14 protein-coding genes are annotated in these 12,665 nt (G+C 45.4%); 9 read left to right on the forward strand and 5 right to left on the reverse strand.

Features of this window, described 5'->3' with window-relative positions; all coding sequences use genetic code 11:
* Positions 1 to 10: 10 nt before the first annotated feature.
* The 8 genes from NBH07_RS18355 to NBH07_RS18390 all read left to right on the forward strand — a co-directional run bounded on the left by NBH07_RS18355 (position 11) and on the right by NBH07_RS18390 (position 10,024).
* Positions 11 to 655, forward strand: coding sequence for a hypothetical protein (locus tag NBH07_RS18355; protein ID WP_004308686.1), 645 nt, complete (start codon positions 11 to 13; stop codon positions 653 to 655).
* A 26-nt stretch (positions 656 to 681) separates the two neighbouring features.
* The gene (locus NBH07_RS18360; RefSeq protein ID WP_004313633.1) at positions 682 to 1,512 is read left to right on the forward strand and encodes a M23 family metallopeptidase; all 831 of its coding nucleotides are present in this window, start codon (positions 682 to 684) and stop codon (positions 1,510 to 1,512) included.
* A 23-nt stretch (positions 1,513 to 1,535) separates the two neighbouring features.
* On the forward strand, positions 1,536 to 1,817 hold the full coding sequence (locus tag NBH07_RS18365) for a hypothetical protein (RefSeq protein WP_009017568.1): 282 nt from the start codon (positions 1,536 to 1,538) through the stop codon (positions 1,815 to 1,817).
* 14 nt (positions 1,818 to 1,831) lie between these two features.
* Positions 1,832 to 3,616, forward strand: coding sequence for a hypothetical protein (locus tag NBH07_RS18370; RefSeq protein WP_004323424.1), 1,785 nt, complete (start codon positions 1,832 to 1,834; stop codon positions 3,614 to 3,616).
* A gap of 19 nt (positions 3,617 to 3,635) precedes the next feature.
* A complete protein-coding gene (locus NBH07_RS18375; RefSeq protein ID WP_004308690.1) occupies positions 3,636 to 5,885 on the forward strand; it encodes a MutS N-terminal domain-containing protein in 2,250 nt (749 codons plus the stop codon).
* A gap of 11 nt (positions 5,886 to 5,896) precedes the next feature.
* Entirely contained in the window at positions 5,897 to 7,453 is a 1,557-nt protein-coding gene (locus NBH07_RS18380) for a glucosaminidase domain-containing protein (protein WP_004308692.1), read from the forward strand.
* Positions 7,454 to 7,724: 271 nt separating this feature from the next.
* Positions 7,725 to 8,336, forward strand: a complete 612-nt coding sequence (locus NBH07_RS18385; protein ID WP_004308698.1) for a hypothetical protein — start codon at positions 7,725 to 7,727, stop codon at positions 8,334 to 8,336.
* Positions 8,337 to 8,341: 5 nt separating this feature from the next.
* The gene (locus tag NBH07_RS18390) at positions 8,342 to 10,024 is read left to right on the forward strand and encodes a zincin-like metallopeptidase domain-containing protein (protein WP_250833572.1); all 1,683 of its coding nucleotides are present in this window, start codon (positions 8,342 to 8,344) and stop codon (positions 10,022 to 10,024) included.
* 54 nt (positions 10,025 to 10,078) lie between these two features.
* On the opposite strand, the gene NBH07_RS18395 is transcribed toward NBH07_RS18390, so the two are convergent.
* The 4 genes from NBH07_RS18395 to NBH07_RS18410 all read right to left on the reverse strand — a co-directional run bounded on the left by NBH07_RS18395 (position 10,079) and on the right by NBH07_RS18410 (position 11,861).
* On the reverse strand, positions 10,079 to 10,450 hold the full coding sequence (locus NBH07_RS18395) for a hypothetical protein (RefSeq protein WP_004308703.1): 372 nt from the start codon (positions 10,448 to 10,450) through the stop codon (positions 10,079 to 10,081).
* Between the two features lie 10 nt (positions 10,451 to 10,460).
* On the reverse strand, positions 10,461 to 10,745 hold the full coding sequence (locus tag NBH07_RS18400) for a hypothetical protein (protein ID WP_004308705.1): 285 nt from the start codon (positions 10,743 to 10,745) through the stop codon (positions 10,461 to 10,463).
* A gap of 4 nt (positions 10,746 to 10,749) precedes the next feature.
* Positions 10,750 to 10,944, reverse strand: a complete 195-nt coding sequence (locus NBH07_RS18405) for a hypothetical protein (RefSeq protein ID WP_004313635.1) — start codon at positions 10,942 to 10,944, stop codon at positions 10,750 to 10,752.
* A gap of 431 nt (positions 10,945 to 11,375) precedes the next feature.
* The gene (locus NBH07_RS18410) at positions 11,376 to 11,861 is read right to left on the reverse strand and encodes a hypothetical protein (RefSeq protein WP_004323429.1); all 486 of its coding nucleotides are present in this window, start codon (positions 11,859 to 11,861) and stop codon (positions 11,376 to 11,378) included.
* Positions 11,862 to 11,876: 15 nt separating this feature from the next.
* On the opposite strand from NBH07_RS18410, the gene NBH07_RS18415 reads away from it, so the two are divergent.
* Positions 11,877 to 12,116 carry a hypothetical protein gene (locus NBH07_RS18415; RefSeq protein ID WP_008659509.1) on the forward strand — a complete coding sequence of 80 codons (240 nt, stop codon included), beginning with the start codon at positions 11,877 to 11,879 and terminating at the stop codon, positions 12,114 to 12,116.
* Positions 12,117 to 12,300: 184 nt separating this feature from the next.
* Here NBH07_RS18415 and NBH07_RS18420 read toward each other — a convergent pair whose 3' ends face one another.
* On the reverse strand, positions 12,301 to 12,657 hold the full coding sequence (locus tag NBH07_RS18420) for a hypothetical protein (protein ID WP_004308712.1): 357 nt from the start codon (positions 12,655 to 12,657) through the stop codon (positions 12,301 to 12,303).
* Positions 12,658 to 12,665: the final 8 nt, after the last annotated feature.

The following is a 12,665-nucleotide window of genomic DNA, read 5'->3' on the forward strand; positions in this document are numbered from 1 at the left end:
ATGTAATGATATGGGAATTTGGGATTCAATATTAAAATATGGCGGCAAAGCAGCAAAAGCTACCGGAAGAAGTATGGGACATGCTGCACTGCATCCTTCACAAACCTTACGGGGCACAGGACAAGCCGTCAAGACCGCAGCCATCGGCGGTGCAGTCGGTTATGTGGGTTGGGAGAAACTAACCACAGATAAGAGCGTGGTACATATCGTAAGCGATGCGGTCATAGGGAAATCGGCTACGGATACCCTTGCAGATGCAGCGGACGGTGTGCGAGAACTGACAAGCAAAGCCGGAGAAGCAGTCGGTTCCGTCAGCGGTACGGTAGCCGGCATAGACTCAAAACTGGGTGGAGTATCGAATTTTCTACGGCAAGTCTCCAATGGCGGAGTTTCCGATATGTTCGGTAACTTTTTCCGTAATCTCGGACAGGGTAACGTGTCGGGATTGAGTATAGCGGGACTGGTCGCAGCAGCATTTCTTATATTCGGACGCTTCGGCTGGCTGGGCAAGATTGCCGGTGCATTTCTCGGCATGATGCTTATCGGTAACAATGCCGGTATTTTCCGCACACCTGATACGAGAAGCATACAACGAATACAGACACCCGCTCTTCCCGTTGAAGAACAGACGAATAGCGGGGGGATGAAAAGATAAGAATAAGAATCAAATATAATCACATAATGAAATATACAGAAGAAATGATCCTGCAATCCGAAAGTGGATACTGTATGCCTTTTGAAGAACGGAAGGGCAAGGATGTGAAACTATCGCTCGGCTATGGCGAACAAACCGATCCGACAACGGGCAAAACATATTTTCATCATGGCATCGACTTCGATGTACGGTGTTACACACTGGCGGCTGTCGCCAGCGGTATCGTGTCAGGTATAGGCAATGACCCTATACTCGGCATCTGCCAAACTATACGCTATGGGGAGTATGAAGTGACCTATGGGCATTTGTCAAATGTCTTCGCCCAGTTCGGACAGCGTGTCAAGGCCGGACAGACTGTAGCTTTAAGCGGTGACAAGCTGCATATCGGGATACGCTTCAAGGGTGAGGAACTGAATCCGCTGGAATTTCTAACCATGCTGTATGGGAATATCCAAGCATTGTGTCATGCTGATGGAGGCGAAGCGGCAACATCTCCCAACATGGAGATGGCACTGACCACCGATTACGAGCAGGACAGACAGGAAATAGAGGAATTGATGCTACGTTTCCTGCCCTACTACATGGAAGACTTACAGCGTGGTGCATACCGACTTCCTCCACATACGGAGCAGTCACTCCGCCATGTCTTTACAATGGGAGCAGTCAAAGAATATTTCTATGAAAATATGCCAAGTATATCCAACCCACTCGGACTGGGACATAAAGCAATGCCGCTTGCTTGTAAGGTGCAGAACCTACTCATTGCGGACTTCCTGCATTACCTTGCCCTACGGCATGGCGTGTACTTATCGACGATGGGCGATGATGTAAAAAAAAACTCTACGACGAAGCCCTGACCCATAGTGGTATCATTGACCCACTGGCAGAATTAGACATAGACATCCAGAGCTTTGACATACCGAGAGCAGTCACGGTATATCCTGACCGGGCCGGTGTGCGCTGGTGGACGAAAGCATGGTTCAATAACCGGGAAGAGGGCGAAGCATCGGTGGAGATTGAGCGAGAACAAGCGATACGCTTCATTCACGACAACATCGAGAAGGATGTATGGCTGGAAGAGTTTTATCCCAAACAGATGGAAATTTACCACAACGCCATCGAGCAGACAAAAGAGCAATTATTAATGAATAGAATAGGATAAACATATAATACACTATGGACGGAATCAAGCATAGCGGACGGTTTGCAGAAATGGAACGCCTCGTGAACGACTATTTCAACTGCCATATCGCACCCATCATGTCAAAAACGCGGACTGACCTCATACGGAATCAGGGAGAGGAAATGAAAGAATATTCCACCTCTTTAGGTGGTATTCTCAGTATGATGGCATCTTCGGCACAACCAATGAGCGACCCCTATCAAGCACTCAAGGTCACAGGCGAATGGAACTCCAAAACAACAGAGGACTATATCGAGATGTGCAAGACGGAGATTACCGGTTCCGAGGAAATGCAGCAAGACCTTGCGTATATGGCCGGGCAGTGGCGGGATACCGTCGTGCAGGAAATCGGAAGGGCACGTTACAATGAGTTGTCAGAACAGCTCGGTTGTGACCTCGCCTATGCCTATATGGACCACCGAATAGAGGAACTGATGATTGACCGGTTGGTGAAAGAACGTATGCCCAAGTCTTCCGCTGACTACATCATCCGAAAGGCTGCCGAATCGAGTCTGCTGGGATTATCGCAGACGTTAAGCCGTTCACCGCTGACCGATGAAATAGAGGCACGAGGCGAAGCAGCTTACCGCCCGAACAGATGGGAAAAAGGTACGGGATGGATGTTGGGCACAGCCGCAGATACCCTGATGATGGGTGGTACTGGTTCATGGACGACACTGGCAAAGTTTACCGGTGCAGATGTGGCTATTGCAGCCATCACCAATCATTTTGAAGGCAAGAAGCCTGATACCCTTTCAGTAGAACAGTGCATCAGTAAAGGAGTGTTCGGCAGAGACAGAAACGTATTCGACGATTTTCGCAAAGAGGCAGCCCAAATACAAATCAAAGAGAACACGGCGATTGGTACAGACAACAAGCAACTGAAAAAGAAAATCCCTGTCATGGACTTTGGCTTCATGGAATGGACACAAAACCAGAATAGCGGTTTATTGTGGCCGAATGTACAGAGCAAGGAAGAACAGAAATATGAGGAACGGTACAAGGATGTGCCGATTGTTGTTGCTCCCGGACAGGAAGAAGCCTACTTGCAGTCTTTGGAACAATGTGACAAAGCGAAAATGGTCAGGACAGAACAGGATGAAATTATGAAAGAAGAGAAGCATGAAACTGTTGTTCCTGCCAATGATGCGGAACAACATGTACAAACGATACAAAGTGCGCAAGTAGCACAGGGAAACGGTTGGGGCGGACTGCTTGGTATGCTGGGACTGGATGGCATAGGTAATATCACAGGCAATCTCGGTTATGTAATGGCCATGCTCCCTGATGTTCTACTGGGAATATTCACAGGCAAGACAGAATCATTGCATTTGGAAGACAATATGTTACCGATAGCGAGCATTGTGGCGGGTATGTTTGTGCGTAACCCGTTGCTGAAAATGCTCCTGATAGGCCTGGGAGGTATGAACTTGTTGAATAAGGCAGGACACGAAGCCTTGAAAGAACGAACAGAGGGAAAACTGAACGTAACAAATGAGAACAATGTGCAGTACCGACGCTATACAAATGAAACTCTGAACCCACGTATAGTAAACCCTGTATTGCAAGATAGTACGTTGATTGCCACGATAGACCGAGTACCGTGTACCATCCAGTTGTCACCGATTGTAGCAGAAGCCTACCGTACCGGGGCATTGCCTTTGAACACGCTGGCAAATGCTGTCCTTGCCAAGAACGACCAGCTTCGCCAGGCTGCCGCACGGAATTATGAGGACGGAAAACTGGAAACCATCGTGCGCCCACGGGGTATTCAATAATCCTATAATCAAATAAACGATGAAAGAAAAATCGCAAATCGAAAAGAAAGCCGAGGAAAAACAAATCACCTTGCTTTCTACGGCTTTGAGTGAAGCCTCGAATGCCGGTGGACACTGGCTCAACGCATCAGGAAAGGGATACCCGCGCTTCTATCCAAAGGGTGTTTCTGTCAGCGCATTCAATGCACTATTCATGACGCTGCATTCTGATAAAAATGGATGCAAAACCAACCAGTTCACGCTATTCAGCGATGCCAAGGCACAAGGAGCCTCGGTGCGTGAGAATGAGCAAGGCGTTCCATTTTTGTTTTATAATTGGAACAAGTACGTTCACCGCAATAATCCAGAACAGGTTATCAGTCGTGATGACTACATGAAACTGTATGAAGAGGAACAAAAATTATATAAAGGTGTACATAACCGTGAAATTCGCACTTTGTTCAACATTGACCAGACGACACTACCCTACGTGGATAAGGAGCGATACGAAACGACGTTGCGGCGGTATGGAAGTGCAGTGGAAAGAGGATATACGGAAGCTGACAACCGACGGTTGCATATTCAATTCAACGACTTCCTACTGAGGATGCGAGACAACCTTGTGCCTGTTCGTTTGGATGGAAGCGGTGTACCCCACTACGAAACAGATAAGGATGCGGTCTATATGCCGCGACAAAGAGAGTTCAGACATTATCACGACTATATACAGGAAGCCTTGCGGCAAATCGTGAGTGCTACCGGACACCAACAACGATTAGCGCGTGAAGGTATGGTGATGAAGAACGGTGTGGCTCCTTCGGAGGATGCTGTCAGACAGGAACGGTTGGTAGTGGAACTGGCTTCAGGGATTAAAATGTTGGAACTGGGGTTGCCAGCACGGTTGTCTGAAGAAAGTCTGAAGACAGTGGAATACTGGTGCCGGGAGCTAAAAGAGAACCCGAACTTGATGGACGCTCTCGAAAGTGACGTAAACAATGCCATCGAAGTAATCAATAAAGCGGAACGGGGCGAGAAAATCGAATACGCCACCATGCGCAACCGGCGAGACACTTCAACCATGCAGGAGCAAATGCCCAAACATTATTTTGTGTCGAACGAGATTCGGCAGCATCCGGATAAAGAAACGAAAAAAATTGTGCTTGTTATTGACCCACAGGCAAAAACCGCAGATGTAATTCTTCCAGCAGGGGCTTCTACAGAGGCAGATAACGAGATACCGGGAATGAACAAGGGACGTATCATGCGAGCGTTGCAGAAAGATGGAATCGAGCAGGTACGCTTCTACAATACGGATGGTGCATTAGGTTATCGACCCGATGACAGTTATTTTGCCGAGAAGATAATTATGCTGGCCCGGCTGAAGAATTGGGCAATGGAGAAGCTCTCCACACTGGACGTGGCGTCAGCGGTCAAACAGGCGAATGAGATCGGATTTGACCACGTAGAGATGATTCAAGATGATAAGAAACGATGGGCACTTTATATCAAACCCGAAAATAAGAGCGGATATAGCATCTATCCTGATAAAGAAGATATAAACCGCTTCTTTTCAACACTCAAGCAAGCAATGGATAACATCGGTAAGGTTCGGATGGAACTGGCGCACAAGTATTATGCGCTGGCCGAGGTCAAACCTGACCTGAAGGTGGATTTGTTCAGCAGCGAAATGCCGGAAATAGACTTGAACCGTATCCAGCGTGTTTCGGTTTTCAAAACCAAACAAGACGGCATACAATGCGTCGCAACTATTGATGGGCAGAAACAGCCTGCCCGAAGTGTCACTCCGCAACAGTGGCAGCGGATGTGGATAGCGGAAGAGCGTGACAGCTACAAACGTCATTTGGCAGCTACCTTATTCGCAGACGTACTACAAAAAGGACAATCGCAGGAGGCACACACCGGAGAGAAACAACAGAAAGAAGCAGAGTTGTGGCCGATAGAAACGGTAGCGCAGGAACGGACGGAATCAGACAACAAGGGTATTTCACCGGAACGGCAGTTGTGGGACAAACTTAAAGCGAATCATCCCGATGCCTTGCAACTGCTTCGCACGAAAGATGGTTATCGGCTCTATAACGAAGATGCGGTACAGGGTGCAAAGATATTGGGCATAACCCTAAAAGAGTATCCGGAAGGGGACATTACGGCTTCAACGGAATTTTCAACGGAGCAGCTCGACAACTATCTGTCTAAGCTCGTCCGTGCCGGGGCACGGGTTGCTATAAGTGACATGGAGGAACAAGAAACACACAGAGGTTTTCATAGATAAGGAGTAAGGAAATGAGCAAGAACCAACAATACGCAATGAAATATGCAGAGTATGCTATGGAGCAGATGCGCCGGTACGGAATCCCCGCATCCGTGACGTTGGCACAAGGCATACTGGAAAGTTCCAACGGGCAAAGCCGTTTGGCGCAAAACGAGAACAATCATTTTGGCATCAAGGCTACGCCTGCATGGATTGCCGAAGGAGGAAGGTATGGTATATATACTGACGATAAGCCGAATGAGAAGTTTTGCAGTTATGACAGTGTGGGTGATTCATACGAACACCACTCCCGTTTTTTAAAAGAAAACAGCCGCTATGCCCAATGTTTTGCACTTTCGCCCGACGATTACAAGGGTTGGACACAAAATATCGAACAGGCCGGTTATGCCACAGGCGGAGAATATGCCGAGAGTCTGCAACGGATTATAGAGCAAAATGGCTTACAGCAGTATGACAAACTGGTGATGCAGGAAATGGAGACACAGGGTAAGCGGTTCGGTACGGAACATAATCCTCTCCGAACGTCTGAAAATTCAGAGTATGGTGCGAAGTACTCATTCCCGGTAGAGCGTGAAGAGTTTCTTTTTGTTACCTCGCCTTTCGGTATGCGGCAAGATCCGATGGACAACACGAAACAACAGATGCACAAGGGAATTGATATCCGTTGCAATGGCGATGCGGTACTGGCTACTGAGAACAACGGGAAGGTGGTGGCTGTGAATCAGAATAAGAACACGCCCGGTGGAAAATCGCTGACTGTGGAATATACCAGAACGGATGGCAGCAAGGTACAATGTACTTATATGCACCTTAAGGAGGTTACTGTAAAGGTCGGTGATGTAGTACAAGCCGGTGGGAAGCTCGGCACATCGGGCAACACAGGTACACGTACAACGGGCGAACATCTACATTTCGGCGTGACAAACTTCTATGCAGACGGAACAAAGCGTGACATCGACCCTGCGGCTTATCTGACTGAAATCGCACAGAAAGGTAATATCAAATTGGAAGTGTTGCACAACGGGAACAGCCTGCTCACCCGATATAAAGGAACAGAAGAGAATGCCGCCGGCAAAAACCTTTCGCCCGACGGATGGATGAAGAAGTTGCTTTCGTCAGAGGATAGCGGTGTGGGAATGTCAGGATGCAATGACCCTATAGTAGAGATGGCGATGACAGCCTTTAGTTCCCTTATGCTATTGGCCGTACAAATCGACAACAAGAACGAGGAGGAGCAAAAGACTGCCATATCCAAACAAATGGATAGTGGACGCATCAATCTGAAATCATTATTACCGGGCATGAAAAACTGCGAACTGGCAATCAGTGAAAATGGAAAGGCTATTCTGCGAGTGAACAATGGAGAACTGCGCATGTCACGTGAGTTGACTACTGCGGAGTTAAGCCGTCTGTCGGCAACACTGAATAACAATACTCTCACAGAAGAAGCCAAAAGGATACGTGTAACCGGTATGCTGAATACGGTTATCCTCTCGGAAGCGGCTTCACAGAATTTTGAACAAGGGATGTCCCAACAGCAGGGACAGACAGAGAACCTAAAAAGATAGAAGCGTGGCGATATGGTAAAATGCGTGATGATACAGCTATGCAGATGTCTGTTCGGACTGTCCTACCTTGCCTTGTATGTCCTGCTCTGCTACCAACTCTTCGGCTGGGTAGCAACGCTCATTATCGTGAGCGTTCAACTGTTCCTTGCCGGATGGCTGATCTGGGCAATGATACGAGCACCCGATTAAGAGCAATGATTTAGCAGTTCAACAACAAATCATGGCAACACAGTTGTCGGGTGATTATGTATCACATTAAAAGACAATAGAAATGATAAAATGTAATGTTACGGTATGTGGCGTTATCGGACGTGATGCGTCGATACGCACCAATAAGGAAGGGAAAACGTTCCTGGTTTTTCCTCTTCGAGTAATGATCCCTGACACTGACGGGAAGACTATGCCTATTGAGGTGGATGTCAGCAAAGATACTGCCGGAAAGGAGGTTTCCAAATATCGAAATGGTTCCCGCATCGAGGTTTCGGGGACAATGTATCTCAAACACCGTGGTGACAAACTTTATTTCAATCTTTTTATTAACGAAATTCGTACAGCTACGGCAGATGCGAAAGATACGGTCAAGGGCGAATTAGTATTTCGAGGTAAGGTCGGGCAGCATATCGAGGAAAAAAGGGATAAGAAAGACCAGCCTTACACAATGTTTTCGGCATTCAGTACGGAGAAAGTAGAGGATGGCTTTGAATACCAATGGGTACGTTTTTTCTGTTTTGGCAAAGAACGCGAAGCATGGTTACAGCCGGGCGTGCGAGTGGATGCCAAAGGTGAAATATCCCTTTCGGCATATAACGGAAAGCTGAATGTTTCATGCAAGGTGGAAGAACTTGTACAGTATGTAGCAGATTCGTCTAATTCCAATCAGTAAAGGATATGGCCGGATATAAAAAACAGCACACGGACGGGCCGAACAGCGAAGATAAAGCATTAGACCTCTTCGCTGAAATGATGATTGAGAAAATCGAGAGTATCCGTAAGGATTGGAGAAAGCCATGGTTCACAGAAGAAGCGTTACAATGGCCCTGCAATCTTTCCGGACGCGAGTATAATGGCATGAATGCCATTATGTTGCTTATACATTGTGAAAAGGAAGGTTACAAGATTCCGCGCTTCTGCACTTTTGAGTGTGTACAACGGCTCAACAAATCCGATAAGGACAATCAGGAGAAACCTCGTGTTTCTGTACTTCGTGGAGAGAAATCATTCCCAATCATGCTGACTACATTCACCTGCATACACAAGGATTCTGGTGAGAAGATTAAGTATGATGACTACAAAAAACTATCTGATAACGAGAAGAAGGAATACAATGTTTATCCTAAGATGCAGGTATTCCGAGTCTTTAACGTGGCACAGACCAACTTGCAGGAGGCAAGACCGGAGCTGTGGCAAAAACTCGAAAAGGAGTATTCGCTACCGAAGATTGAGAACGGAGAGTATTTCAGCTTCGCTCCCGTCGATGCGCTGATAAAGGACAATCTGTGGATTTGTCCGATCAAACCACAGCATCAGGATAACGCTTACTACTCTATATCGAGAAATGAAATCGTTGTGCCGGAAAAGGAACAGTTCAAATCTGGAGAGGCGTTCTATGGAACACTATTCCATGAGATGACACACTCGACCGGTGCGGAAGGAGTTCTCGACCGTATCAAGCCGACAACTTTCGGCTCGGCAGAGTATGCGCGCGAAGAATTGGTAGCCGAGTTAGGCAGCGCATTGGTTGCCCAACGTTACGGCATGACGAAACATATAAAAGAGGACAGTTGTGCCTACCTCAAAGGATGGCTCGACGAATTGAAGGAATCGCCACAATTCATCAAGACAACTCTGTTGGATGTGAAAAGAGCGGCTTCTCTGATTACCCAAAAGGTGGATAAGATTGCACTGGAATTGGAGCAGAACATTGATGAAGAGCAAACAGTAGCACCGAAAGAAAAAGTGTATTATTCTTCCGTGGCCTATCTTCAGCTTACCGATGACACGATGCGGTTGGAAGCATTCAAGGATAAGGGGGACTACGAAGGACTGCTGACTCTCGCCAAGGAGTATTATGACGGTAACGGCATTAACGAAGAATATACTTATTCTTCTCCCATACAGAACCGAGGAGACAATCTTTTGATTGAGGACAAGGATTTTGCTGTGGTGTACAATGGGAGTGTCGGGGGAACTTATGAAGTGATGCTGAAATTCACGGAAAAGGAAGTACGCGACCATATCAGGCGTTATGGTATCGAACATGCTGGAGATACATTAAAAGGGGTAGCCAAGGAGATGGCTGCGGAACAATTCGCTATCATGACACAACAAAAGATTCCTGCATTTGAAATGCCGAATGGTGATGTGCTGTATGTCAGCTATAATAAAGAATCCGACATGATAGATATCGGGCCGGTTACTAATGCGGGACTTGTCGCACAACATCGTTTCCCATACGACCATAATGCTTCGTTGGATGCCAACCTGCAAACCGTGAACGAAAAGCTGAATAATATGGAGGAATACCGGGAAGAGCTACAAGAAGCAGAGTACAGCGGCGGAATGCGCCGATAAAACGGAAAAAGATGCGGAGCTGTTTGCTCCGTACCTTTTCTTGAATTTATTTTATTACTCTAACAAATTATCTATCATAGACTGTAAATTTGTTATATCGCAATACTGATTATGTCCCCCTCTGTAATCTTTCGCGTGTTGGGCTGTCCGGATTAAGAAAGAATCGAGTTCTATTTTTACACCGCTACCCATTCGGGACAAACCGGAAGAGTGACTGATGTAAACGAATTTACCGTTACGTTCTATGAAACAAGAGGTATTATAATGCCCCTTTAAGTTGAATGTTACTTTTGCGCCAACGGCTGTTGCGTACTTGGAAATCTCACGTACTAAGGCCGTTTGGAAACTGCGGTATTTTTTTGAAACATAGACTCCTGCATCTGCAAGGATTGCGTTCTGCCATTTGGTATAAAAATTCTGTGCCATATTTTTAATATTAATTCTGTAAATAATTCTCCCAATTCTCTTTGTCAATAGTTAATTTGTTCATTTCCCAATCGTATTCCACTTCCGGCATATCAGAATAAGGGAAATACACAGTGTAGCCTATCTGTCCATAAGAACAATGTAGCGGTATAACGCAAATCTCCTGACCACAATAAGGCTGTGGCGTACAATATTTCTTCCAATCAAAACGACCTGCTGCTATATTGCAGCAAAGTAATTTTAGAGTTACTATACCTTTCCAACTCTGAAAATCTTTTTTATAACCTTTTTTCATACTACTAATGTGCTATATTATAATAAACTTCGGGTTCACTTGACACGTTGTAAATCCAGCTTCCGCAACGTACCAATAGAGCATTCTTGCCATAATAGAGTTTCTTCATTCCGGTTATACTTCCTGTTATGTGAAAGTTAGGGAAACGACTGATGTCTATTTTCTGTGCATCGCATCTGTAGAGTGTTTTAGTTCTCATTGCATTTATTTTTTTAAGTTGTTTTTTATTTCCCTCTTCTTGAAGCCTTCCGACTTTACCCAAGAGGTTGTTTCATGTGCATTTTCAACGGTGGATGCAAGAACTATGAGCAAGTAACCGGAATGAAATTTTATGAATACCGGAATCTGTGATTGCGGAAGGTTACGTCAAATTTCATTTCAGGTAGCAACAGCGGTACTTGAACATCGTTTGCCACCGTACCTTTGCGCACGAAACAAACAATGGTGCATGTCGGGACTGTGAGAATGTAATACAATTAGAACAGGTAATATAGAATCGGTAAAAGAGGCTGTGAATTGGTAACAGAGGTTCGGCAGAACATGGTCTATAAAAGTAACCGGACTGTTATATAGGAAGATGATAACCACCCGCTTGAGTTGCGGGTGGCTTTAAAAAAATTATATGGAGTATCAGAAGTGATAGTCGATGACTCCTCCGATATAGAGTATCGTTCCCGGTTCAAGCGTACAGACAAACTCCATAAATGCAAAAGATTTTTCGGCAAATGACTGGTATCCCTCTCCGTCCAAATAGAAATGATACGCAATATCCAATGGATTTTCCAATGCCTTTTCAAGTTGATAAACAGGGCCTACAAACTCCAACATATTTTCCGTCGTAATAGCTTCAGCTTTCTTACGGATGTTAGTCACAAAGTTCTCTTTCCATTGTTCCACACCACCAATGTAGCGTATGGTGTCATCACCTACAAGTTCGAACATATCTTTTGGTAGAGCAGTATTGACCAAATAACGAATATCCTCCTTACGTTCTTCGTCATCTATCTCCGCACAATAGTCATAGAAACTGCCATCTCCTTGATGGAGAGTGTCTTCATTCAGATAGTTTTCTTTTTCTATCCACATTTTAGAAATCTGAAAAATTCGGCTGTGCATAATTTTGAAATTTAAATGATTAAACTTTATTCCCTTTACTTGAAGCTCTTTCGGCTTCTTGTCAGGAATGATTTTTATGCGAAATTGACAGCAAGGAAAGGATGGATAAGGCAAGTAAACAGTGAATGGAATGAAGTGGAATACCCAAATCTTCGATATGCGGAAGGCTGCCACAAGTATCCGGGAACTGTTAGCGCAGCGTTACTTGACGACCATTCTAAAGCTGTATCTTTGCATACAAAATCTCTCAGATAAGAACTGCCGATGTGCGATATAAAGAATATCTATAAAAGACTGGAGAAGCACTCTGAGACTGTATAAAAGGACTGAAGGCGACAAAGTCTCCAATCTGCATGAAATCAGAGAAGCTTATCGGATAATGATAGTTCGCTGCACGCTGTCAGCATACCGTCATTTCGTTTTCTGCATCGGATTAGTCTTAGCCTGCGGCATATTCATAGATGTTACAGAAAGAATTGTCGTTTTCATCTTTCCGTTGTTCGGCAATAGCAAGAATTTCTGTTATTGATTCGACAGACTGACCGCTTATCACCTCAAACCACTTGAATACTTCTGTCTGGTTGACAAAATATTCCTTGTACCATTTGTCGTCTGGAGTACATAGGTCTGCAATGTACTTTTCGGGAAAGTATTTACTCTCTTGGTCATTTGTCCAGTATTCCGCCAGACCCGACTCTTCCGATTGATAGAAATAACATAGTGTTGGGAATTTCTCACATACCAGTTCAAGTGTTTCATCACACGGAAACCAAGCCGTTTCCGTTGTGAATTTCAAGAATGTCA

It is taken from the genome of Parabacteroides sp. B2-S-102, assembly GCF_023656665.1.
Classification (GTDB): Bacteria; Bacteroidota; Bacteroidia; order Bacteroidales; family Tannerellaceae; genus Parabacteroides; species Parabacteroides distasonis.